General features: G+C 43.3%; 19 protein-coding genes, 5 tRNA genes and 1 pseudogene. 20 read left to right on the top strand and 5 right to left on the bottom strand.

The annotated features are described in order from the left end of the window. Positions 1-63 precede the first annotated feature (63 nt). The 10 genes from SWH54_19460 (at position 64) to SWH54_19415 (ending at position 12161) form a co-directional block, all read left to right on the top strand. Entirely contained in the window at positions 64-771 is a 708-nt protein-coding gene (locus SWH54_19460) for a GntR family transcriptional regulator (protein ID MDY6793446.1), read from the top strand. Then, complete coding sequence (locus tag SWH54_19455) at positions 768-2417, top strand: glycerol-3-phosphate dehydrogenase/oxidase (GenBank protein ID MDY6793445.1); 1650 nt, start codon at positions 768-770, stop codon at positions 2415-2417. Before SWH54_19460 ends, SWH54_19455 begins: the two co-directional genes overlap by 4 nt. 139 nt (positions 2418-2556) lie before the next feature. Further along, positions 2557-4116: an FGGY-family carbohydrate kinase gene (locus SWH54_19450; GenBank protein MDY6793444.1), complete on the top strand. Its 1560-nt coding sequence runs from the start codon at positions 2557-2559 to the stop codon at positions 4114-4116. A gap of 445 nt (positions 4117-4561) precedes the next feature. Next, a complete protein-coding gene (recN, locus tag SWH54_19445; protein ID MDY6793443.1) occupies positions 4562-6265 on the top strand; it encodes a DNA repair protein RecN in 1704 nt (567 codons plus the stop codon). Continuing rightward, positions 6262-8460, top strand: coding sequence for an ATP-binding protein (locus SWH54_19440; GenBank protein MDY6793442.1), 2199 nt, complete (start codon positions 6262-6264; stop codon positions 8458-8460). Before recN ends, SWH54_19440 begins: the two co-directional genes overlap by 4 nt. A 97-nt stretch (positions 8461-8557) precedes the next feature. Beyond that, positions 8558-8803: a zinc ribbon domain-containing protein gene (locus SWH54_19435; GenBank protein MDY6793441.1), complete on the top strand. Its 246-nt coding sequence runs from the start codon at positions 8558-8560 to the stop codon at positions 8801-8803. A 232-nt stretch (positions 8804-9035) separates the two neighbouring features. Then, a complete protein-coding gene (locus SWH54_19430; protein MDY6793440.1) occupies positions 9036-9728 on the top strand; it encodes a transcriptional repressor in 693 nt (230 codons plus the stop codon). 33 nt (positions 9729-9761) lie between these two features. Next, positions 9762-10697, top strand: a complete 936-nt coding sequence (locus SWH54_19425) for a radical SAM protein (GenBank protein MDY6793439.1) — start codon at positions 9762-9764, stop codon at positions 10695-10697. A gap of 283 nt (positions 10698-10980) precedes the next feature. After that, positions 10981-11625 carry a metallophosphoesterase family protein gene (locus SWH54_19420; protein MDY6793438.1) on the top strand — a complete coding sequence of 215 codons (645 nt, stop codon included), beginning with the start codon at positions 10981-10983 and terminating at the stop codon, positions 11623-11625. A gap of 104 nt (positions 11626-11729) precedes the next feature. Next, entirely contained in the window at positions 11730-12161 is a 432-nt protein-coding gene (locus SWH54_19415; protein MDY6793437.1) for an SH3 domain-containing protein, read from the top strand. A 579-nt stretch (positions 12162-12740) separates the two neighbouring features. On the opposite strand, the gene SWH54_19410 is transcribed toward SWH54_19415, so the two are convergent. From SWH54_19410 to SWH54_19400, 3 genes are all read right to left on the bottom strand, one after another. Beyond that, positions 12741-13973 (bottom strand): ATP-binding protein, encoded by a 1233-nt coding sequence (locus SWH54_19410; protein ID MDY6793436.1) that lies wholly within the window; start codon positions 13971-13973, stop codon positions 12741-12743. A gap of 270 nt (positions 13974-14243) precedes the next feature. Continuing rightward, positions 14244-14320: transfer RNA gene (locus tag SWH54_19405), tRNA-Pro, on the bottom strand. A 58-nt stretch (positions 14321-14378) separates the two neighbouring features. After that, on the bottom strand, positions 14379-15116 hold the full coding sequence (locus tag SWH54_19400) for an N-acetylmuramoyl-L-alanine amidase (GenBank protein ID MDY6793435.1): 738 nt from the start codon (positions 15114-15116) through the stop codon (positions 14379-14381). A 270-nt stretch (positions 15117-15386) separates the two neighbouring features. Here SWH54_19400 and SWH54_19395 point away from each other — a divergent pair. From SWH54_19395 to SWH54_19355, 9 genes are all read left to right on the top strand, one after another. Further along, positions 15387-15473: transfer RNA gene (locus SWH54_19395), tRNA-Leu, on the top strand. A gap of 73 nt (positions 15474-15546) precedes the next feature. Further along, complete coding sequence (gene tig, locus SWH54_19390; GenBank protein ID MDY6793434.1) at positions 15547-16887, top strand: trigger factor; 1341 nt, start codon at positions 15547-15549, stop codon at positions 16885-16887. A gap of 69 nt (positions 16888-16956) precedes the next feature. Next, complete coding sequence (gene clpP / locus SWH54_19385) at positions 16957-17571, top strand: ATP-dependent Clp endopeptidase proteolytic subunit ClpP (GenBank protein MDY6793433.1); 615 nt, start codon at positions 16957-16959, stop codon at positions 17569-17571. Position 17572: 1 nt separating this feature from the next. After that, the gene (gene clpX, locus SWH54_19380) at positions 17573-18814 is read left to right on the top strand and encodes an ATP-dependent Clp protease ATP-binding subunit ClpX (protein ID MDY6793432.1); all 1242 of its coding nucleotides are present in this window, start codon (positions 17573-17575) and stop codon (positions 18812-18814) included. A gap of 153 nt (positions 18815-18967) precedes the next feature. Beyond that, entirely contained in the window at positions 18968-21367 is a 2400-nt protein-coding gene (gene lon, locus SWH54_19375) for an endopeptidase La (protein MDY6793431.1), read from the top strand. Between the two features lie 179 nt (positions 21368-21546). Beyond that, positions 21547-21622: transfer RNA gene (locus tag SWH54_19370), tRNA-Val, on the top strand. Positions 21623-21742: 120 nt separating this feature from the next. Next, positions 21743-21821 (top strand) — tRNA-Asp (locus tag SWH54_19365). 50 nt (positions 21822-21871) lie between these two features. Continuing rightward, positions 21872-22126 (top strand): GIY-YIG nuclease family protein, encoded by a 255-nt coding sequence (locus SWH54_19360; GenBank protein MDY6793430.1) that lies wholly within the window; start codon positions 21872-21874, stop codon positions 22124-22126. Continuing rightward, positions 22111-22180 (top strand) — tRNA-OTHER (locus tag SWH54_19355). Before SWH54_19360 ends, SWH54_19355 begins: the two co-directional genes overlap by 16 nt. A gap of 1076 nt (positions 22181-23256) precedes the next feature. On the opposite strand, the gene SWH54_19350 is transcribed toward SWH54_19355, so the two are convergent. Then, positions 23257-23682 (bottom strand): hypothetical protein, encoded by a 426-nt coding sequence (locus tag SWH54_19350; GenBank protein ID MDY6793429.1) that lies wholly within the window; start codon positions 23680-23682, stop codon positions 23257-23259. Then, positions 23683-23955 carry a hypothetical protein gene (locus SWH54_19345; protein ID MDY6793428.1) on the bottom strand — a complete coding sequence of 91 codons (273 nt, stop codon included), beginning with the start codon at positions 23953-23955 and terminating at the stop codon, positions 23683-23685. Between the two features lie 146 nt (positions 23956-24101). Here SWH54_19345 and SWH54_19340 point away from each other — a divergent pair. Next, positions 24102-25237: pseudogene (locus tag SWH54_19340) on the top strand (IS3 family transposase). The last annotated feature ends 401 nt before the right edge of the window (positions 25238-25638 follow it).

The following is a 25638-nucleotide window of genomic DNA, read 5'->3' as shown; positions in this document are numbered from 1 at the left end:
ACAAACCTACTTTAAACTGGTATGACCTCTTACCAGTTATGGCATAAAAAAGAAAGGGAAAATGTGAAACATAACGCAAACTCACTCATTCGTCCGGCACAGTATGTTGAACGTGAGTTACTGACTTCTATTTTCAACGGAAAATACCCGCCGGGAACGGTTTTGCCCAATGAAAGAGGCCTTGCCGCGCAAATGGGTGTCACCAGACCGACGTTACGGGAAACCCTGCAGCGCCTCTCCGGCGAAGGATGGATTAAAATACGACAGGGAAAACCGACAGTGGTCAATGATTACTGGAAAAACGGCGGGTTGAGGCTGCTGGCCACCATGGCCAAGTATAGCGATTTTTTACCCAATGGATTTATCACCCATCTCCTTGAAGTAAGATGCACCCTGCTTCCCATTATTGCCCGCCTGTCTGCCGAGAAAGCGGCCGAAGTGCTTTTGAAATATTTGGCCATGGCGGACAGTCTTAATGATGAAGCAACTGGTTTCGCAACCTATGACTGGAAGTTGCAGCTTCTTATGGCCGAGCACTCTTGCAATCCCATATATACCCTGATTTTTAATGATTTCACCTCTGCCTTCATGGCCATGGCGTTTCATTATTTCAGCCTTAATAAATCGCGTAAGACCTCCCGAAAATATTATATTGACCTTATACATGCCATTCATAAGGGCAGCAAAGACGTTGAGGAAACCGTCCGCAAAGCCATGGAAAACAGCATTGTCATCTGGAACGAAGTCAAAACCATCCAGGGAAAAACATGAAACTTGAAGACATAAAGAAAAACTGGGATCTTATCGTTATCGGCGGTGGAATTACCGGGGCAGGCGTCTTTCGGGAAGCAGTCCACATGGGGTTGGATGTGCTTTTGTTAGAGAGAAAAGATTTTGCCTGGGGAACTTCCAGCCGATCTTCCAAATTAATCCATGGCGGGTTGCGCTATCTTAAGGAAAAGCGTTTTTTGCTTACCCGGGCGTCTGTGAATGAACGGGAGCATTTGCTTCACAGCGCACCCGGTTTGGTGGAATCTTTAGGTTTTCTGATGCCCGTATATGAAAACCAAAAGCCAGGGAAAAAAATGTTAAGTGTAGGTCTTTCAGTATATGATATGATCGCCGGGGAAAAACAGCATCAATATTATGAAGCAGAAAAATTTTCTTCTCTCATCCCACAAATTAGACAGGAAGCACTTTTAGGGGGATTTCTTTTTTATGATGCACAGGTGGATGATGCCCGTCTCGTTTTGCGCCTGATCAATGAGGCCGTGGAATCAGGTGGCACAGCTTTAAATTACACCAGCGCAATCAAAATAAACCGCAATGTTAATGGAGAAGTTGTGGGCATCACCGCAAGAGATACGGAAACACTCAATGTGAAAAACCTGTCAACACCGGCAGTTATTAACGCTACAGGATCATGGGCTGAGGAACTTCATCCGTCACCGGAATCGAAACTTCACCTGCGTCCTTTACGGGGAAGTCATCTTCTGTTTCCTGGCAGCCTTTTGGATCTATCCCATGCAGTCAGTTTTGTTCATCCTGCAGATAACCGGCCTGTCTTTATTGTTCCCTGGGAAGGGGCCATACTGCTTGGTACCACTGATGTGGATCATTATGATGACCTTTCAAAGGAGCCAACCATCAGCAAGGAGGAAATTGACTACCTGATGGATGCGTTCACAGCCATGTTTCCCTCAGTCGATATTTCATTAAAAGACTGCATTTCAACATTTGCCGGTGTTCGCCCCATACTCAGCAGAGGTAATCTTTCACCTTCTGAAGAGTCCAGAGAACATATGATCTGGAAAGATAAAGGTCTGGTCACCATCACCGGTGGAAAGTTGACCACCTTCAGGCGGTCGGCACAGGAGGCTTTAAAGGCCGCCAAACCTTTTTTTGGCCCAGGTCAAATGAACGGGCCGAACGCCCCTGAGCTTTCCCGGGTGCCGGACCGCCCTGAAATGGATTATGGCCTGTCATTGACCCATTGGCATCGTCTGTACGGTCGGTACGGTAAAAAAGCAGAAGAGCTGGTTGGCAGCGCTTCCCCCGAAGATCTGTCTAATATTTCCGGTACCCAAACTCTATGGGCGGAGGTGCCCTTTGCCGCAGAACATGAACAGGTTAAACATCTGGACGATCTGCTGTTAAGACGCCTGCGAATAGGACTGTTGACACCACAGGGTGGAAAATCGTACCTTAAACGAATCAGAAGGCTTTGTAAAAATTCTTTGCCATGGAATCATAAACGCTGGAGGAAAGAAATAAAAATATACCTTGAAAAATGGGAGCGTTGTTATGCCCCTGTACCAACAGAGGCTGCACCTCCTGATGAACCCAGACCTTTATTTATTAATAAATTTAAAGCGGTTTTTAAAAAAATAGTTAAACGACTCGGTCAGATAGACTGAAGGTTGAAGACGGTTAGCGCGCTTCAGCCTTCAACCTAACTACCTGAGCCGTTATGAAATATTTTACCGGTATAAAGAGTCTATGCCCAAAGGAAATGGTTTTAAAAAATTGAACGAACCAGATCGATACAGGTGATACATGAATAATAAAGATCTGTTACTGGCCATTGACAACGGAACCCAGAGTATTAAAGCCATTATTTTTGATCTTGAAGGCCGGATCGTGGCAAAGAAAATCGCTCCCTTTACGCCTTATTATTCTGATCAGCCCGGGTGGGCGGAACAGGATCCGGAGGTGTTCTGGCAGGCCCTTTGCCAGGCCTGTCAGGGACTGTGGGAGCAGGATAAAAATTTTAAAGAACGAATAGCCGGAATTGCCGTTACCACCCAAAGAAGCACGGTGATCAATGTAGACAAACACGGAAACCCTCTCCGTCCTGCAATGATCTGGCTTGATCAGCGTAAAACTCACGGTATGCCGTCTCTTGGAGGTCCCTGGGGCTTTCTTTTCAAGCTGATCCGTTTAAGCGATACCATTGCCTATTTTCAGGCAGAAGCGGAAGCCAACTGGATACAGACATACCAGCCGGATTTGTGGCGAAACACTTATAAATACCTGCTTCTTTCCGGTTATTTGACATACAGGCTCACCGGGGAATTTGTTGATTCCATCGGGTGTCAGGTGGGCTACATTCCTTTTGACTATAAAAAGCTGCGCTGGGCTGCGAAACATAACTGGAAATGGGAAGTATTGCATATTGACCCAAAAATACTGCCTAGAGTAATACCGCCCGGCCAGATACTTGGGGAAATCACTCAAAAGGCAGCCTCAGAAACAGGCCTTCCGGCAGAGCTGCCGCTGATTGCAGCCGCGGCTGATAAAGCATGCGAGGTTATCGGCTCAGGGAGTCTCGATCCTTCCATCGGCTGCCTTAGTTACGGTACCACCGCTACCATTAATGTCACCAGCAAAAAATATATTGAAGCCATTCCCCTGCTTCCTCCATATCCCTCCGCGGTACCAAAATATCATACCATTGAGGTGCAGATTTTTCGTGGATACTGGATGGTGAGCTGGTTTAAAGAAGAATTCGGATACGAGGAACAGCGTGAAGCTGCCAGGCAGGGCTTGGAAGTCGAAGAGCTTTTTGAGAAATTGGTGGAAAATGTTCCTCCAGGTTCCATGGGTCTAATGCTTCAGCCTTTCTGGTCACCGGGTTTAAAAAATCCTGGGCCTGAGGCCAAGGGAGCCATCATAGGTTTCGGTGATGTTCACACCCGGGCGCATCTTTACCGGTCGATTCTGGAGGGGCTGGCCTATGCTCTCAGAGAAGGAAAAGAGCGCATAGAAAAACGAACAGGGATTCCCATCAAAAACCTAAAAGTGTCGGGCGGCGGGAGCCAGAGCAGAAGCGCCATGCAGCTTACGGCGGATATCTTCGGTTTACCCACGGACCGGCCGCATATTTATGAGACTTCGGGTCTGGGAGCGTCCATCGATGTGGCGGTCGGTCTTGGGCTGCACCAAGATTTTAAATCCGCGGTGAAAGCAATGACCCGTGTGGGAGACGTTTTTGAGCCTGATGTAAAAACACATCGGCTTTATAATGAACTTTACCACGACGTCTATAAAAAGATGTATAAACGCCTTAAACCGTTCTATGAGCGTATCCGCGAAATTACCGGTTATCCGAAATGAACCTTTACAAAAATCGGACATTATGGTAGCCATTCACGGTTTAGAGGTTCTGTGGTTCAAGGTTAACACCTAAAACCTGATGAAGTTGACTTTCAATTAACTCAATCATAACCTATTGATATAATAAATAAGTTTTTTTAATAAAAATAAAGCTTACAAGTCTGTTTTGAACCGCAGAATATCGAACAAGGAATAATGAATATCGAAGTAAGGTATTCTACCATTTTTAATCTTAAAAAGATAGAGCGCAGCGATTCGACACTTCGTCATTCGAAATTCCTTGTTCGATATTCGATATTCAAATAGTTGTATCTTGTATTTGCAATATCTTTCAAATAAATTAATCATAACATATTGATATAATTGCAAAGATGATTTTGGCTACAGTGCCACAAAATGGCATATTATAGTTTTTTACGAATTCATCAATAAAAACATAAATTATATGCTTCAAGAACTCACCATCCGAAATTTTGCCATCATCGATGACTTAAATATCAGTTTTTCCGGCGATCTCACTGTGCTCAGCGGTGAAACCGGCGCCGGGAAATCGATCATATTAAATGCGGTTAATCTTCTTTTAGGCAGCCGTGCAAATGCAACCCTCATCCGCACAGGAGCTGAAACCGCGGAACTTGAGGCTTTATTTCAAATTTCCCCCACAAGCGATGTCGCAAGCATCATGGAGCGACAGGGCTACGATCCAGCTGAAGGGCTTCTGGTCAGAAGACTCATATCCAGAACGGACCACAACAAGATATACATTAACGGCCGTTTATCTACCATGCAGATTTTAAATTCTATTACAGAAAACCTGGCAAGCATATCGGGGCAGCATGCACACCAGGGGCTGTTAAAAGAAGATCAGCATCTTTTGATTCTGGATCAATTTGGTGGCCTGATATCCCTGCGTGAAGAGGTATTTCAATGTTTTCATGAAATACTTCCTATGATAGAAAAACTGCACCAGCTTATTTCAACAAAAGAAAAACAGGCCCAACATATTGAATTGCTTGAATTCCAGCAAAAGGAAATCACAGAAGCTTCAATGGTGTTGGGGGAAGACGCCGATCTGGAACAAGAACACACCATCCTTAAAAACGGTGAAGCGCTTTATCAGGCGGTAAATGGTAGTATTGAAGAACTTTATTCAGCCCATGGCTCAATCGTTGAACGACTGGTGGAGGTGAAAAAAAATCTGGAAAAAGCCGGCAGTATAGACCCACAGCTTACTTTAAAAGCCGAGGGTGTGGCAGGGGTGACATTTAATCTGGAAGATATGGTTGAAAGTCTGAGAACATATCTTAAAACCATACAGGTGGATGAGAAGCGTCTCGAAGCCGTTGAAGATAGAATCGATACCCTTCAAAGGCTGAAACGTAAATATGGGGGGTCCATAGAGGCGGTCTCAGAACACCTTGATTTAATTTCACAGGAACTTTGCCAAATTGAAAATATATCCGGTACCATTGCAGATACCGAAAAAGAGCTTTCATTGCGCCATAAAAAAATCGTTCAGCTGGCCGAAACGCTGTCAGAAAAAAGAAAAAAAACCGCAACCATGCTTGCCAAAAAAGTGGTGAGTGAGCTGGACTCTCTTGAGATGTCCAGGACCCGGTTTCAAATTTTACTTAAGCATACACCTGCAGACGAAAAAACACACCGGTATCTTACATGGAAAGGAAACCTGTTAACTGAAACCGGGCTTGATAGAGCCACTTTTATGATTGCCCCCAATATAGGAGAAGCGCTTAAGCCTTTGGCAAGCATTGCCTCCGGAGGTGAACTTTCAAGGGTGGTGCTGGCCATGAAAGCGATACTGGCTGAAACAGATTCGGTGGAAACGGTTGTTTTTGATGAAGTGGACGCGGGGATAGGGGGGAGTGTGGCTGAAGTCGTGGGGAAAAAACTTTCTTCCCTTGCCGATCACCATCAGGTTATCTGCATCACCCATCTTCCTCAGATTGCAAAATTTGCCAGGCAGCATTTTTGCATAGCAAAATCAGTTACAGCAGGCAGAACCAGCACCTCCATTCATCCCCTGAACGAAAAAGATCGTCTTACAGAAATTGCCAGGATGCTTGGCGGAGTGGAAATTACCCAGGCAACCCTTGACCATGCCCGTGAAATGCTTGAAACTGCAATATGAATCTATACAGTATTCCTCCTTTATTGACTTTATGTTGCTTTCTCGGGCTTGTCGTTCTGACAGTCGTCAGGGGGCACTGGTCAAAAGCCAACATCTTCTTTTTAGCCATCTGCATATTCGGCTCGTTTCTTAACCTGGACATTCTTTTTGCCTTCAACACTCATTCAGCGGAAAGAGCTCTTTGGGTCAGCCGCATCGATCATGTGTTCCTTGTTTTTTCCGGGCCGGTATTCATTCAGTTTTTTCATACCTATCTTAAGATACCGGGCAGAAAATGGCTGGTTTATCTGGCTTATGCCTATTCCGTTTTTCTCGTATGCCTTGTACCGACTTCGCTTTATATTGAATCCATGCAACAGCATTTTTTCGGTTATTTTGCCAGGGGAGGCAGGCTCTATCTATTTTTTGGCATCGGCGGCCTGATGATCAGCACCTATATTCTTTTTATACTCTACAATGCGATCCGACACGAAAAAAACAGCTCAAGAAAAAACCGGCTTAAATATGTATTGGCCGGTTTTGGCATTATAGGATTGATCAACGGCCTAGATGTCCTTCCGATTCTGGGCTATTCAGTTTACCCGCCGGGCAATATGAGCTTTATCCTGCTTATCATTTTTACCGTGGGGCTTTTCAGACACGATCTGCTCGATATGGGTATTTTGATCAAAAAAAGTCTGCTTTATTCTTTGATTACCGCTTTCCTGACCTGCATTTATGCCCTTATCATTATTATTGCCGACAAGGTATTTAAAAATTTTGATTTTTCAGATTCCGTTTATTTTCCGATACTGTTATTTCTGTTTGTTGCTTTTATTTTCGGGCCGCTGAAAACAAAAGTCCAAACCGTTATAGACCATATCTTTTCCAAGGGGAAATATGACTACCAGAAAACCATTAAACAGGTTAGCCGGATGATCGCGTCCGTACTCGATTTTGATGAAATTGCCAAGCTTCTCATACAGACTGTTTTCAAAGCCATGCAGGTTGAACATTGTATTCTTTTTTTGCGTGATATTTCCGGTACAGGTTTTAAAAAATATTCATCTGAAGAAAAACATATCAATTTTACCCACCCGATCTCCCGTCTCGACAAGTCTTTTATTATTCACTTTATGAAAGAACATCACCAGCCGATTATAAAAAAGCGAATAGCAGGGCGAAAAAAAGGTCCGGATGAACAGCATCTCCTTTCAGATCTGGATAAACTGGGCGCTGAGGTTGTACTTCCTATGATCTTCAAGGACAGGTTAAGCGGATTTGTTGTTTTAGGTGAAAAACTTTCCGGTGACCTTTTTTCTCCGGAAGATCTTGACCTGCTGGAAACTTTATCAAGCCAGAGTGCCCTGGCAATAGAAAATGCGAATTCATACCGGCGTCTTGATGAGCTTAACCGGAATCTGGAAGAAATAGTCCGGGAAAGAACGGCCAAGTTAAATGATGCCCTGGTGGAAAAGGAAAAAACCCAGGATCAGTTAATTCGTTCGGAAAGCCTTGCGGCAATTGGCCAACTGGTTGCAGGCACAGCTCATGAGCTAAACAACCCGCTGACAAGTGTTTCCAGCCTGGTACAATCCACCATAGAGGACCTATCTCAGATGGCCGACAAGATCACCTTAGATGAAGAAATGATAGACGATCTCAAATTTGCCCACAAAGAGCTTGGCAGGGCAAGGGATATTGTTTCCAGTCTTCTCGGCCTTTCAAGACAAACACAGACCTACACGGAGCCGGTCAACCTCAACATGGTGATCACCGATGCCTTGAGAATTCTTTATAATGAATACAAACACTATGATCTTGAAATATCAAAAAAATATGACTCTGACCTGCCCGATATTCAGGGGAATTTTGCAAATTTAGGTCAGGCTGCTTTAAACATAATTAAAAATGCGATACAGGCGGTTGCCGGTAACAAGGGAACGATCTTTCTGGCCACCCGCTTCGATAAAAATGCCCATCAGGTTATTTTTACCTGTCGGGATACCGGGCCGGGAATCGACCAATCAATCCAGAAGGACATTTTCAAACCCTTTTTCACCACCAAGGCGGTTGGTAAGGGAACCGGTCTCGGCCTGTATATTTGCCACGAAATTGTTAAAAAACATGGCGGCGTTTTGTCCTTAGAAGAAGCAGATAAACAGGGCACCTGTTTTGTGATGAAGCTGCCATCAGGTGCTCATCCATTTTCTTGACAACATATATAGAATCGTAATAAAATAAACACTTAACTTTTTTCTCCCAGCTCATGGGGAGAAAACTTATTATTTTACCCGATGTAGGAATATAACTATGCCGATATATGAATTTAAATGCTTAAAATGCCAGGAATTTTTTGAATTGCTGATTATAAACGATGATGATGAAGCCGAGCTTCGATGCCCAAAGTGCAATTCAGAAGAATTTGAACGTGTTCTTAGTGTGACCAACTTCGCGACAGGAAGCGACACCGGTGCAAATCAAGGCCCAACCGCTACCACAAGGACCTGTTCAACTGGAACATGCACCACCTACGACATTCCTGGCCCCACCAGATGATTTTTTTCTGAAAATCCAAAAAACGAGCCAGTTTCAAACCGTTTCAGTTGAAAGTCTGCGCTTGTCTGTTCAAGGTCAGGTCGAAGATCTCAGACCTTGAACAGGGGAGGAAAATTTTAAATGCCCTGCTTGAATACAGCGAGGCGGGCAACCATGAATTGAGTTACGCTGCACCCGGGCAGTCGATGAACCTTTATGCGGCACCATCATGGTTGTTTGGTAAGGAATTGATATGAGACATATTCACCGGCAGGAAAAACAGCAGTTCAAAAAACTTTTTAAACAGGAATACATAGATGATTTTGAAGACAGATTCAGTATTCTTGAAGTTTTTCTGCAAACCGAAAAGCACCTGACCAGCAGTGAGTTGATTGAACTTCTGGAGGAAAAAGGATATCATTTTGAACCTGATTTTGTCAGGGATACCCTTAAGCTTATGATCCGTTTCGGTTTCGCTAAAATAAACAGGTTTAATAATGGACCTGTCCGTTATGAACACATGCACCTTGGCCAACACCATGATCACATGATTTGCACAAAATGCAGAAAGATTGTTGAATTCAGGGAAGATCGTTTGGAGGATCTTCAGGCACAGGTGGCGAAGGCTCATGGCTTCCACATGCTTCAGCATAAAATGGAAATATATGGTATCTGTTCAGAATGCCTTAAAACACGCATACAAGAGATGCCTCTTGTCATGACAAAACCGGGTGAGCGCCTGATTATTAAAGATATCACCGGCGGATCAGGTGCCAGGATGCGCTTGCTTTCAATGGGTCTAAGGCTGAAGGATGAAATAGAAGTAGTCACCAATCCGAAACAGGGGCAACTTGTGGTTGCGGTGGATTTTAAACGCTTTATACTCGGACGGGGTTTGGCACAAAAGATAATGGTAGAGCCAGCTGAAGGAAATAAAAAATTTTAAAAACGATCATTCTTGAGTAAAAAAGTTAAAACAATGCCGGCTTTTAAACCCACTTATGTAGAGACGTTTAAAAATGGTCTGCTTCAGGAAAAGATAAAAGCAGCCAGCAAAATTATGGGTTCTTGCAGGCTTTGTCCCAGGGAATGCGGGGTTGACAGGCTTGCCGGTGAAACAGGCGTATGTAATACAGGCGAAAAAGCGTTTGTTTCAAGCTATAATCCCCATTTTGGTGAAGAAGCACCTTTGGTGGGAACAGGCGGATCCGGCACCATTTTCTTTACACACTGCAACCTGTTGTGTCTTTTTTGTCAAAATTACGATATAAGCCATGAGGGCTACGGGGAAGAAGTCACATCCGAGCAACTGGCGGAAACCATGCTTCACCTGCAAGATATTGGATGTCACAATATTAATTTTGTCACCCCATCGCATGTGGTTCCCCAGATTCTTTCGGCACTCTCCATTGCTGTGGAAAACGGTTTGAATGTCCCCCTGGTATATAACACCGGTGGTTACGACAGTATTGAAACGCTGAAATTGCTTGAAGGTGTGGTTGATATTTATATGCCGGATTTTAAATTCTGGAGCCCGGAAATCGCTGAAGCGGCATGCCAGGCAAAAGATTACCCTGAAATCGCTCGAAATGCGCTGATTGAAATGCACCGGCAGGTTGGAGATCTTGTTGTTGATGAACATGGGATTGCCATGCGAGGCTTGTTGATACGTCACCTTGTTCTGCCCGGGGGACTTGCCGGGACGCGTGAAATTATGCAATTCATTGCCAGCCATATTTCAGCCAACAGCTATGTAAATATAATGGCCCAGTACAGACCCTGCGGCAGGGCCGATGAGATAGAGGGACTTTCCACCCGCCTGAAGCCAAAGGATTTTGCAGCTGCATACCAGGCAGCTGTGGAAGAGGGGATTGAACGCCTTGACAAACCAAAACGTGTGTTTGTCATAAAGTAGCGCAAATAAGATAAGATGGTGTCGTGGAAATTCCCATTTACTGCGTTGCCGGGGTTTTTCAGATACCCGGCATATGACATGTATGGTTTCGACCTGAAAAACCGCTGTGCCCGGTATATGGTTCGCGGCGGACTGCTGTGCCGTCGGTGGCACTTTTTATAGGTCCAGCAAGATATGATAAATTATTACGAAATAGCATACAGTGATCTCTTTTTTCACCCTATATTGATAATGATGTCATTTTAAGCTTCATTTTCTGTGCGCTCAGCAAGGGCTTTTTTCTATGGCAATAATGGAAACAACTTATGTGATTGGCGATATACATGGGTGCTACGACAGAATGATTACGCTTATGGATAAGATAAATATCGATCTTGACAGCGAAAAATTGGTGTTTCTGGGAGACTATATCGATCGCGGGCCCGACTCTTATGAAGTGGTGGAATATTTAGTTAACTTGAAAAAGAAATACCCGGACATCATATTCTTAAAAGGAAACCATGAAGATATGCTGGAGAAATATCTTGCAGAAACAGACAGATATACATATCTTATTAATGGGGGCCAACAAACCCTGGAAAGCTATAGCAGACACTACAATCCGGCAGATCATTCTGTTTTTCCGGACGAACATCTAGAATTTTTTAAATCGCTGGTTCTATATCATGAAACCGACCATTATATATTTGTACACGCCGGACTGAGGAAGAATGTTCCCCTTGAAAAACAGAAACCTGAAGATCTGCTCTGGATTCGAAAAAATTTCATCAAGACCGATTACGATTTCGGGAAACAGGTGGTTTTCGGGCACACACCGCTTCCGGAACCACTTTTGCTTCCCAACAAAATAGGGATCGATACCGGAGCAGTTTACGGTAATAAACTTACCTGCGTCAGGTTACCGGATCTTGTATTTTACAGCGCATAAATGGAACTTTTTACTTAGCCATCGTTGATACTGGTTATCACGCCAACGGTGATGCTTTTTACCTATCCGTCAGATTAATGCTTACAAAGGAAACAGCTTTTATAATGAAACATTATTCTGCTTTTTTGGTAATTTTTCTGATACTGCTTAGCAGTGTCGCTTTTGCCGAGCGTGTTGCGGTTTCATCCGCCACCGCCAACATCCGCTCAGGGCCCGGAACCGATCATGATATTTTATGGAAGGTGGAAAAATATCACCCTATTTTTATAATTGAAAAAACCGATACCTGGTACCATTTTCGGGATTTCGAAGCGGATGAAGGCTGGATACATAAATCTCTGGTCAATAAAACGCCCACAGTTATTACCAAATCAGAAACAGCCAACATCCGTTCGGGCCCGGGCACTAACAATAAAATCCTGTTTACCGTTGACAAGGGGATTCCGTTTAAGATTTTAAGGAAAAAAGGCAAATGGATTCACATTCAACATGCGGACGGCGACAAAGGCTGGATACATAAATCTCTGGTCTGGTAAGACACCAATCAAAGGATACAGAATCTATTGTATTTGTGATCGGGGCGAACCTGCCATTTGGTGGGACGACTTCCTGCTCTCAATGCAGTTGATCTTTTCAAAAAATATACCCATAACTATTTTAAATTAAATCGTATTTATTAAGCTATTCTTTTCCATCTCCCCGTGTATGATGGGCATGGTGTATAATATCAATAAGTTGTGCATACTATCGCCTGAAAAGGGTTTCTATTGGGTCTGCAGCCGCAAAAACTCAAAAGGCTACTGATTTCATTCCGGGTGTTCATTATGAAAAAGAAGATTCTCTAAGCCTAATTCAGACAAATTATGTGATAATTACCACTTTTTACGTCCATATAATGTGAATATTATCACAAATTGTTCTCCTATTCATTTGCGATATTAGAGCTTTCAATGCGCATAATACTTTTTTGAGCACTGCCGTGACTCATTAGATTGATGCTGCCATACCAAGCGATTTTTTGATGAATATTGGGTTTGAAAACAACACTGATGTCGTTGTATGTTAGCATCTCCAGTACTTGCTGTAAAGTAGCTGTCCAATTTTTAAATTATGCATTAAGACCACAAAAGACTAAAGGGAATTGCCCACAAGTTATCGCCGAAAGAGGCGGGAAATTCCCCTGTGTAAAGAACAATACCGATAAACTTTTGTTTTTTTACTAGATTTTTCTGGAACCAGCGAATATGGTTAAAGTCACTTTTTCCAACAGCAGATCCGGCTTTGATTTCAATACCTAGCAATGCATTATCTTCTCTTTCTATTAAGAAATCAATTTCACGTTTTTCACGGTCACGGTAGTGAAATAGTTCATAGCGACCTTCTCCGGCGTCAACTTGCGCCATGATTTCATTGAAGGCGAACGTTTCAATCAATTTACCGGAGCGATCGGAATCTAGTCGTACTTGGTCCATTTTCCAGCTGAGCTGGGACGCCATCAGGCCACTGTCGACCATAAAAAGCCTGTTTTGTTTACCGACACGGGCATAGTCTGTTTTCGTCCAAGGGTATACACGCTCAATCAGATAGAGTGTCTCTAATGCGTTGATGTAGCTTTCGAGTGTGGGTCGCCGGATGGATAGGCCAGAGCCGATGGCGGATATGTCCATAAATTTACCTGACCATGCTGCAAGGGTGTGTACTAGTTCTCTAATGGTATTTTTTCGATGAATTCTGGCGATCTCTTTCAAGTCTCGTTCCAGTATGGCATTAACGTAGTCGGAGTGCCATCGCTTTCGACCGCGATCCTGAAGCGACATCGGCTCTGGAAAGCCTCCTCTGAAAGCGATTTCTAGAAGAGCATCTCGGTCATAGTGGCTATGTTTGCGCGAGAACGATTGCTCAAATGCGGAATCAATAAACCGGGCAGCATTTTTTTCGATTTCCCCCTGGGCGAGTGGGCGCAATCGGATTTTAGCGATTCGTCCGGCAAGAGATTCTCTAACGGTTGGAAGCGATTGTATGTTAGTGGATCCAGTCAATAGATACTGCCCGGGACGGGTGTCTTCGTCTACAGCTTTCTTAATTGCTGAAAGCAGGGACGGGATTCGCTGCACTTCATCAACAATCAATGTTTTGGTGCTACGTTTGATGAATCCCTGTGGATCATTTTCGGCAGCTTCTCTAAGTGTACCGTCATCAAGTGTTCTGTATTCAGTCTGATTGGATTCCAGTTCACGTGCGAGTGTGGTTTTACCGCATTGCCTTGGACCGCTCAATAACAGCACACGTCTTTCAAACATCAGTTTTTTGATGGTTGCCTTTTGCCATCTTGGGTAACGTTCCATCATTTCGAATTCTCCTGCCGCGATATTGTCATTTTTTATACCGCTATTTTTATATTATAAATACCGCGATTATGCAACTTTTATTAACGCGTTTTTACATATTGTTAAAGGATTAAAAAACAGCGGCATTGTTCAACTCCGAAATCCACAAAAAAAGCATTTTAGGATGACCCCTAAGTGCTTGAAATTATATGTCGGAACGACTTTCTGCGGTTCAAAAAATGAAAATAGGATATGGGGCAATAACCGCCCCACTATCGATAGAATCGATGGTGGTCGGGGCGAGAGGATTTGAACCTCCGACTTCCTGCTCCCAAAGCAGGCGCGCTTCCAGGCTGCGCCACGCCCCGATTAAGGTAGGTTTTGATGATGGACGGTCTAAATATCACGGCTTATTTATAAATGCAATCATCTTTTAGACTTTTGAAAATAATCATCTATCCCGCTGCAGATTACCCTGGCAAAAGCGGATAACACTTCTGGGTTTTGCAATTTTTTTTCATCACCGGGATTGGTCAGATAGCCCACTTCAATAAGAATGGCGGGCATATCCGCACCTTTTAAGACCATGAGATCGGCTTGTTGTATGTTACTGATAGAAAAATCCAACTGACTGTTAAGGTGTTTTTGCATGATTTCAGCCAGTTTTTTGCTGGATGCAATATGTTTAGCCTGGATATTGTTCCAGAGAGTCAGGGAGCGACCTTCGTTTTTCTGTTTTGACGAATCAGTACCAGTTTCAAGGGCCAATCCGGACAGTTGTTTAAAATAGAAGATATTGATTCCTTTGGCCTGGTGAAGAAAACTTCCTCCTGAGTGGATACTGATAAACAGATCGGCTTTCAAATGGTTGGCCATGGCTGTTCTGTTCATGATATCGATCCGGTAATCACCGCTTCGGGTAAGTGTCGCTTGGTAATCCTTTTGTAGCCGGCTTGCCATAAGTTTTGTCAGACTGAGTGCTACCTCTTTTTCCAGCGTTCCCGCAGGCCCCTGTACGCCATGATCATCTCCCCCATGTCCGGGATCAAGAACCACTGTTTTTTTTTCAGCTAAAAAAGGATTGACTGGGTATGAAAGCCGGGGTGACAGGCTGAGAATGATCATCGCGATCATGGGGATAATCAGGCAAAATTTAATGATCAAAAATTTCCGAGATGTTGACACAGTAAGCGCTTTCTTCAATTTTACTTGACACATTTATAGTTTGATATTACTTTTATCGTCTGTCCGCAAATAAAATATGCAGTTTCAGAGACCTCACGGTTTTTAATATCTTTGATTTGCTTAACACCTAGCTGCATTTCGGGAAACACTGTCGAGCAAGAAGGACTTTTGTAAGTTCTTTAATTTAATATATTTCATCAAGAAGTCAAGCACCTGTTTCTTTAAAGGTGGTTTGTTTGTAAAAAAATTGCGAGAGTGGCGGAATTGGTAGACGCACTGGACTTAGGATCCAGCTCTGGAGACAGAATGGGAGTTCAAGTCTCCCCTCTCGCACCAAAAAAACTTCTGGTGAAACGAATGAATTTAGCCAATAAACTTATTAAAATGCAACTTATCAGAAAGGAAAACCATGCAAGTTACTGTTGAAGATCTGAGCAGTGTAAAAAAGATACTCCACATTGAAATACCTGAAGAAAAGGTGATAAATGAACTGGATGCATCGTATAAAAATCTTAAGAAAAACGCAAAGGTGAAAGGTTTTCGTCCGGGTAAGACACCCCGTTCAGTTCTTAAACGTATGTTTCAGAAAGACGTGCATGCCGATGTATCTTCCAGATTGATTCAGGACTCTTTTTTAGATGCCCTTAAGGAGACCGGGCTCAATATGGTCGGAAACCCCAAGGTGGACCCACCCGGACTGGAAGAAAAAGGGCCTTATAAATATAATGCGACCATAGAGATCAGCCCTGAGATTGAAGATCTTGATTTTAAAGGATTAACGCTGAAAAAAACACTGTACAAGATCAGTGGGGAAGAGGTTGATGCGCAACTCAAGATGCTTCAAAAAAGCCTTGCCCAGCAAAAAACCGTTGAAGAAGATCGACCTGTAAAAGAAGGCGATTTTGCCCTGATCGATTATGAGGGATTTAAAGACGGGAAGCCTTATGCCGAAACACAGATGACTGAAAATTTTACCCTGAAAGTCGGAAACGGACAAATATTAAAGGAGTTCGACAGCGGCATGATCGGTATGAAACCTTCCGAAACCAGGGAGGTTAAAGTCACTTTTCCCCAAGACTATTTTAACGCCAAGCTGGCAGGGTTGGATATAACATTTAACATCAAGCTCAATGAGATCAGAGAGGAAGTGTTGCCTGAAATCGATGACGAGATGGCAAAGAATCTTGGCCACATGAACACATTGGATGAGTTAAAGAAAACAATCACCGATAATTTAACACAGGGTTATGAAAAAAGGGTGGAACAGGAACTCAACGAGCAAATTTTTAAGGCGTTAATCGAAAAATCAGATTTTGAAGTGCCCGACACCATGGTGGATTATGAACTGGAAGGCATTATAGCAGAAGCAGAACGATCTTTTGCATCCCAAAATATGTCTATGGAGGATATGGGACTTACCAGGGAAGGTCTTGCTGAAAAATATCGCGATACGGCTTTGAAACAGGTAAAAAGGCATCTGATTTTAAAAAAGCTGATTGACCAGGAAAAACTGACTTTATCTGATGAAGATCTGGAAAATGGATTCAAGGAGATGGCGGACAGCTTTAACCAACCGGTTGAAGAAATAAAGAATTTTTACAGCCAGAATAAGGATAAAGTGGAGTTTTTTAAACATACCCTGCTTGAAAAACAGGCGATTGGACTTATTATTGATAGTAGTACCGTTGAAGAGGTAAAGCCCGAGGCCGGTGAGAAACCTGAAAAAAAAGAATCGGATAAGACGAAATGAAACTCAGCTCCGCCTGAAGAGGGAGCCGGAGAGTGCTGTTTCGCTTAAACATAATAAAGGAGACGATCAGTGACACTAGTACCTATGGTAATAGAGCAGACCAGCAGAGGAGAGCGTGCATATGATATATACTCAAGGCTGCTAAAGGACAGGATTATATTTCTTGGAACCGCTGTAAATGATGATATTGCAAATCTTTTAATCGCACAGCTTCTCTTTCTTGAATCAGAAGACCCTGATAAGGATATCAACTTTTATATAAATTCTCCCGGTGGTGTGGTGACCTCAGGATTGGCCGTGTATGACACCATGCAGTATATTAAGCCGGACATTGCAACCGTATGTATTGGTCAGGCAGCCAGCATGGGCGCCTTGCTTCTTGCCGCAGGAGCCAAAAAAAAGCGCTATTGTCTGCCCAATTCAAGAATTATGATCCACCAGCCCATGGGGGGATCACAGGGACAGGCATCTGATATCGCCATCCAGGCCAAGGAAATTCTTCGAATGAGGGATACACTGAACAACGTGTTGGCATTTCATACGGATAATGACCTGGCGAAAGTCCAAGAGGATACGGACCGTGACTTTTTTATGTCCGGTGAAGAGGCCAAAGATTACGGGATTGTCGACCATGTGATCGTTAATCGAGATGATCTTGACAAATTAGACAAAACGGAGGCGTAAAATGGCAAAAAAAGAAGAAGACAATAATCTTTTCTGTTCATTTTGCGGGAAAAATCAGAAAGAGGTTACCAAACTTATCGCCGGACCGGCAGTCTATATCTGTGATGAGTGCATTCAGCTTTGCAGCGAAATCATTGACGAGGAGACCGAAAAGGATTCCCGGGATATCGAGAATCTGCTCACTCCCAAAGAAATTAAATCGATGCTTGATGATTACGTCATTGAACAGGAAGCAGCCAAAAAAATTCTTGCCGTCGCAGTTTATAACCACTACAAACGCCTCGACTCTCCCATCAATACAGGAGATGTGGAGATTGCCAAAAGCAATATTATTCTGATCGGACCCACAGGCTGCGGGAAAACTCTTCTGGCACAAACCCTTGCCAGGTTTTTAAATGTGCCGTTTACCATCGCGGATGCAACCAGTCTGACAGAGGCCGGCTACGTTGGAGAAGATGTGGAAAACATTATTCTTTCTCTCCTGCAAAACGCTGACTATGATGTGGAAAAGGCAAAGCGGGGAATTGTCTATATTGATGAAATTGATAAAATTGCCAGCAAGTCCGACAACCCTTCCATTACCCGTGATGTTTCAGGGGAGGGTGTGCAGCAGGCCTTATTAAAGATCATTGAAGGAACCACGGCAAGCGTGCCTCCCAAAGGTGGCAGAAAACATCCCCAGCAGGATTTTGTAAAGGTGGACACTTCAAACATACTTTTTATCTGCGGTGGAACGTTCAATGGCCTTGATAAAATCATTCAGCGCCGACTCGGAGCCAAAATAATGGGCTTTGGAGCGAAAATAGTCAAACGGGAAGAAAAAAATATTGGAGAGATTCTGCAAATGATTCAACCCGAAGATTTAATTAAGTTCGGATTGATCCCGGAGTTTTTAGGTCGCTTGCCGGTCATTGCCACACTTGCCGAACTGAATGAAAGCGCGTTGATAAGGATATTAACCGAACCTAAAAACGCCCTGCTAAAGCAATTCCAAAAGCTTTTTGAAATGGAGAATGTAAATCTCAGATTGACCGACAGCGCCCTTTCTGCGGTTGCCGCAGAAGCGGTAAAACGAAAAGCAGGCGCAAGGGGGCTGCGTGCAATTCTTGAAACATGTATGCTTGATATTATGTATGAGATCCCTTCCAAAGAGAATGTCAAAGAATGTGTCATTGGCGAAGATGTGGTGCTGAATAAAGAAGATCCAATATTGCTGTATGAACAGACAAAAAAACAAGCATAGCGGGATGTTGTGCTGCACGCCTTTTTAGCCCGCTGATTTTAAGCGGGGGAATTTGATCCGCGGCGGATTACGGTCCCGGCAAAATTTATAAATAAGATTAAGGATATGGTCAATTTGCCTAAAATTTTTAAAGAAAATGAAAAAGATAACGAAATGGATTCATCAAAGTTAATTCTTCCCCTGTTGCCCCTAAGAGATATCGTGGTCTTTCCTTATATGGTTGCTCCCCTCTTTGTGGGCAGAAAAAAGTCCGTAAATGCGCTTTCTGATGCAATGAATAAGGACAAAAGTGTTTTTCTGGCGACACAGAAAAAAGCCGGTGTGGACAATCCTTCTGAAAAAGACATTAGTTTGACCGGAACAATAGGAAAGGTTCTTCAACTTCTTCGCCTTCCGGATGGAACAGTGAAAGCATTGGTTGAGGGGAAAATTCGTGGTCATATCTCCCGTTTTATTCAGCAAGAAGATTTTTTTCAGGTGGAGATTGAACCTGTCGTTGAACCGGAAGTAAACACCGCAGAAGGCTTTGCCCTGTCAAAGGGTGTTATGGAGAGTTTCGAAGAGTATGCCGGCCTTAACAAAAATATTTCCGAGGATCTGGTAAACAATATTTCCGCCATCTCAGATTTTTCCAAACTGGCCGATACCCTGGCCTCCCATTTTTCCTTTAAAATTGAAGATAAACAACGTCTGCTGGAAACAGCATCTCCAACCAAGCGGCTTTCGCTTCTCCTTAAACTGGTGAAGATGGAAATTGAAATTTTTTCCATGGACCAAAGGATAAAAAGCCGGGTTAAGGAACAGATGGAAAAAACACAGAAGCAATATTACCTTAACGAGCAGATGCGCGCCATAAAAAAGGAGATGGGCAGCGAAGATGATGGGCGGGATGAGCTCAAAGAGCTGGAAAAGAAGATCGAAGAAAAAAAGATGTCTGATGAGGCCACGGAAAAGGCCAAACAGGAATTTAAAAAATTAAAGCAAATGACACCCATGTCGGCTGAAGCCACTGTGGTGAGAAATTATATAGAGTGGATGATCAGCCTTCCCTGGTTTGAAACCAGTGAGATATTGGATGACCTTGATAAAGCAGAAAAAATTTTAGATGAAGACCACTACGGGCTTAAAAAACCCAAAGAAAGAATACTTGAATATCTGGCGGTTCAGTGTCTGGTTAAAAAAATAAGAGGGCCGATATTGTGTTTTGTGGGTCCACCTGGTGTGGGGAAAACGTCTCTTGCCAAATCAGTGGCCCGGGCAACCGGAAGAAAATATATTCGTCTTTCACTTGGAGGGGTTCGGGATGAAGCGGAAATTCGGGGCCACCGGAGGACTTATATAGGGGCAATGCCGGGTAAAATAATCCAGTCCCTGAAAAAAGCGGGAGTGAATAACCCTGTTTTCTGTCTGGATGAAGTGGATAAAATGAGTATGGACTTCAGGGGTGACCCCTCGGCAGCTCTGTTAGAAGTGCTTGATCCTGAACAAAACTTTAGTTTTAACGACCACTATCTGGATGTGGACTATGATCTTTCCGATATCCTTTTTATCACCACCGCCAACACCCTGCCGGAAATACCGCTTCCTCTGCAGGACCGGATGGAAATCATCCGTCTGTCAGGATATACCGACTATGAAAAATATAATATCGCCAAAGACTTTCTGGTTCCCAAGCAAATTGAAGCTAACGGACTGGCGGATAAAAATGTGCAGTATAACAGAAAAGCAATTTATTCGATTATCCATCGATATACGCGCGAAGCAGGAGTAAGAAATCTGGAGCGGGAAATATCTTCCATTTGCCGAAAAATTGCCCGTAAAGTGGTTAAAAATAATGACGACAGAGAAAATAAAATTACCGCAAGAACTGTGCAAAAATATTTAGGGCCCTATCGTTTCAGAGAGGGGCAGATAGAAGAGACGGACCAAATAGGAATTGTTACCGGACTGGCCTGGACACAGGTGGGCGGAGAACTCCTTTGTATCGAAACCCTGATCATGCCGGGCAAGGGAAAGCTTACCGTCACCGGCAAATTGGGAGATGTGATGAAAGAATCCGCCCAGGCTGCGGTTAGCTATGTGCGTTCACGTTCGGATAGCCTTATGATCGACAAGAAGTTTTACCGAAAGTATGATATGCATATTCATATCCCTGAAGGGGCGATTCCTAAAGACGGCCCTTCGGCAGGTATTTCAATGTGCACATCAATTGTGTCGGCATTGACCAAGCGGCCGGTTCATCGCGACCTTGCCATGACCGGTGAGATTACCCTAAGGGGTCGTATACTTCCCATCGGCGGTTTAAAGGAAAAATTTCTGGCCGCTCACAGCGGAGGAATTAAAAAGGTCATTATTCCCAAGGAAAATGAAAAAGATTTAAAAGATATCCCCAAAAGCATATCCAAGCATATCGATATTTTTCCGGTTGAGCACATGGACGAGGTCCTTACTCTGGCTCTGATTCGGGGCGAAGAGGATACACTTTTTCAGAAAAATGACATGCCACTTGAGATAGTGGCAGACGAGGCGGAACAAAGAACGTCTTTAATATAAATTAAGCTTGACTTTATTTTGTTTAGTTGTTAGCAAAACAGTCTTTTCGGCGGAAACGCTAAAAAGAAATCAGGGGCGGGTAGCTCAGTTGGGAGAGCATCCCGTCTTTCCAGACGGGAGAGTCACAGGTTCAAGCCTGTTTCACTCACAAGCTACAATAAAGTGGCAGATATTTTCACGGGCGGGTAGCTCAGTTGGGAGAGCATCGGCCTTACAAGCCGAGGGTCACAGGTTCAAGCCCTGTTCCGCCTACCATATCCCTCGTTTAGGGGGCATAGTTCAGTTATGGTTAGAACGTCCCGTCAGGACTGACGGGAAGATCGCGAGTTAAGATTTACTGATTTAATTTATTAATATTTTACCACATTATCATTCGGGGGCGTAGTTCAGTTTTGGTTAGAACGCCGGCCTGTCACGCCGGAGGTCGCGAGTTCGAGTCTCGTCGTCCCCGCCAGTAATCAACAAGGCTTGTCATATATCATAAGTGACAGGCCTTTTCTTTTTATGGCTTATTATGTTTACATACTGAAAAGCTTTAAGGATGGAACCTACTATGTCGGTTCAACACAGGATTTGCAATCCCGGATTGAACGTCACAACCAGGGCCGTACAAAATATACTAAACCAAAGCGCCCCTGGAAGTTGGTTTACCATGAAGAACATCCGGACAGATCCAGTGCAATGAAAAGAGAAAATGCAATTAAACGTAGAAAGAATAAAGATTATATAAAAACCTTGATTAAGGATTGCACTGGTTAGAACGTCCCGTCAGTCCTGACGGGAAGGTCACGAGTTCGAGTCTCGTCGTCCCCGCTACTACTAAATAAAGGGTTTGCAAGAAATTGTGAGCCCTTTTTTAATGGCTATTTTTTGCCGTCCCCACAACTATCCCCACCATAAAAAGGGGACAATTCAGGGTAAATTATTTTGTGCTGGCAGTCGTATATGATAGCGCTTTCAGATTTAAAGTGGTGGAGAATTGCAGATCATATTTGAGCTATGGGCAATGGGGAAAATTCTTGATTATGGTAGTGTCAAGAACCTTTCGCACTTTTTAATGGGTAAATCTTTTTTCTGCCTGAGGCTAGGATTTGATATATATAACCCCATCAGGTTCATCTAAAATGCCGGTGGAGTTTTTTATTTCTGTACCTTGAATCCAAAATAGCCTTGGCTGTTTTGGAACTATGGGTAAAATAGACATATGCGCTATATAGCATCACATATTCTGAATGATCTGAAAAGAAAGATGGTTTTAGTAGGAGGTCCCCGGCAGGTTGACAAAACAACTTTAACCCCAAAAAGGCCATACAGATTGTTGCGGAAATAAAGAGACCCTATGACAAGGGTAAAATACGAGTGACCGACCCCATATCCTATTTCAACAACTTCTTCAAATGAGGACTCAAGGAGCTACTTATGATTGAGCTGAAAAAAGGGCTTAGGAAATTAAATCAGAGCGTTTAGAGATGAAAACAAAGAGAAGCATACGTAAAAAACCGTAAAAGCAAAATATTCATTGAAAAACTGGTTAGACCTTCCCGTCAGTCCTGACGGGAAGGTCGCGAGTTTCCCGCCGAAAAGCGGGATCGTCGCCGCCACTACTTAATAAAGGGGTTACAAGAAATTGTAAGCCCTTTTTTCATGTCTGAAAATACAATTTCCAACCGTATATCCAACCTGTAAAAACAAAACATCAATAATCATAAGATATTATTTGTATTGATTTATCATGCGGTTTTAAAAGGCCGTGAGATGGTGTATATTGGATAATATTTTTTAATGAAAGGTAGGGCAAAGACGAAAGGCAGAGTCAATTTCTGACCCTGCCTTTTGGATGATTTTACCTTCGTGTAGACAAAGATCCTTAAAACATTTCATCAATCCATTTAGGGCAAAAAGAAAAATCTGGTTCCCCTGTCATTTCGATAGACTCCATCCATGTCGTCGTAAACCCTGTTCTCAATTCTTATTAAATCTCCTGATACCCAATTAGTGGGAAGTTCCACTGCAATTCTGTTGCCGCTCCACAACTCATAATACGTTGGTCCTCCCTCCTGAATAACTAACCAGTCGTCCATGCAATGCGGGGCAGGTGTTGTAAAATGGGCAATTCGGTACTCAACGTGTTTTCCAGAATTACCCGGATCTCCAATTCTATTCCAAACAATCCAAGTTTTTCCATTCCAATTCGCAAGCTGAATCCCCGTTGGCTCTGGTGGAAAGTTGAAACGAGGAACCATAACGGCCTTTGTCTCTTTTTCTTTTGTACCATTTTTCTCGTATTTTAAAATAATTCTCCATTTACCTGTCATTCACGATTGATCTGGTCGAAGCCAAATAACAAAGTATTGATCAACATTATCAAAAGGCCATCCTCCAATACATGCAGAGGGTTGTTCTACAAGGCTAACCTCAAAGTCACTGGCTATATGTTTGGCTTTAACTCTGATTTTACTGAAATCATTGTATCCGTCTATTCCAGCAACAATTTGAATGTATGCACCCGAATGCCCCTCAGATCCTCCTCTGCCATAAACAAATTCTGGAAAATAACGAGAATCATATCTAACATTCACCTCGGTCATGTGTTGGGCATTCGCTGTTCCTAACAGAAGAAAAAAACACACTATCATCAAAAAAAAATTCATGTACCTGGCGGTGGACCCATAAAATTGGACAAATTAGTACAACGTGTTAAGCTCTGAGTCAGCATAAACAGAAAGGAGCTGACATGAGCAACAAGCGAAAAAAGTATAGTCCCGAATTCAAGGCCAAAGTCGCGTTAGCGGCTTTAAGAAACGAACAGACAACCGCAGAATTATCTCAACGATTTGGCGTACATCCGACTATGATCGCCGCCTGGAAGCGAGCTCTGGTTTAAAATGCCGCCGACTCATTTGGCAAAGGCAATAAATCTCGCAAACAGGTGGATGCTAAGATTGATGAACTTCACCGGCAAATCGGACAACTGAAGGTTGAAAACGATTTTTTATCACGCAAACTCGGTTTCTGAAACGCAAACAGCGGCAGGGAATGGTCGATCCTGCCTGCCAGAATCTGAGTATCTTCCGACAATGCCCACTGCTGAATATCAATCGATCCACGTATTACTATAAAAAGAAACCGATAAAGCCCGAAGACTTAAAACTGATGGAACTCATCGATAAACAGTATCTAAAAACACCCACATGGGGCAGTCGCTCCATGAGGAACCATCTGCGCAGGCTGGGATATAAAATCAATCGCAAGCGTGTTCAGCGGCTGATGCGCCTCATGGGCCTTGAAGCTATTTATCCAAAACCCAGGACCAGTCGCCCACATCCGGCTCACAAGGTATATCCCTATCTCCTTAGAAACTTAAATATTAACCGCCCAAATCAAGTGTGGGCGGCAGATATCACCTATGTTCCCATGAGCCGTGGTTTTATGTATCTTGTGGCTGTCATGGACTGGAACAGCCGTAAAGTCTTATCCTGGCGTGTCTCCAATACCCTGGATGCTGACTTTTGTGTTGAGGCTTTGGAAGAAGCTATTCATCGATTCGGTGCACCTGAAATCTTCAACACGGATCAAGGAGCCCAGTTTACCAGCAGTGCTTTTACCGATGTTTTAAAACATCAGAATATCAAAATCAGCATGGACGGCAGAGGCCGTGTCCAAGACAATATTTTCATTGAACGCCTGTGGTGGACGGTTAAGTATCACTATCTTTACCTGCATGCTTTCGATCATGGCATGCAATTACGAAACGGACTCAAGGAATGGTTTAGGTTTTACAACCAGGAACGTTCTCACCAGGCCCTTGACAATCTGACACCGGATGAAGTTTATTACAACCTTCCTCATCCATTTGCAGAGGCTGCCTGATGCCTCCTCTTTCAACCTGCTGATTAAAAGCTTAACTCTCTGCTCAGGCTGTCCATACAATGGGGTCCATCGCCCCTTTTCATAGTGTAGCCTCCTTGTTTTCTAAGAAATTGTAATATTCAGCCCTAAAGACCAAAAGCTATATCACTTCCTTATCTTTTGAATTTTAGTTGCTTTGGCAATGCGACAGACTCTTTGATACAATAATTTAGTGAAGATCTGTGGCTGATTTCTCTGGATTTGGTTTTTTGTAGAAGTGATTTAGCTCCCAACAGAACAAACGTCCTGTTAGGAGCAAGGCTGGCACATTTTGAGGGGTTTCTCCATATTAATCTTTACATAAGTTATAGGTTATATAAGAAAAAACCAGTATCTTTAAGAGGGAAGAGCATTTAGAAGTT

The organism is Thermodesulfobacteriota bacterium (genome assembly GCA_034189135.1).
Lineage (GTDB): Bacteria > Desulfobacterota > Desulfobacteria > Desulfobacterales > JAUWMJ01 > JAUWMJ01.
This window is presented reverse-complemented; position numbering and strand designations above follow the sequence as displayed.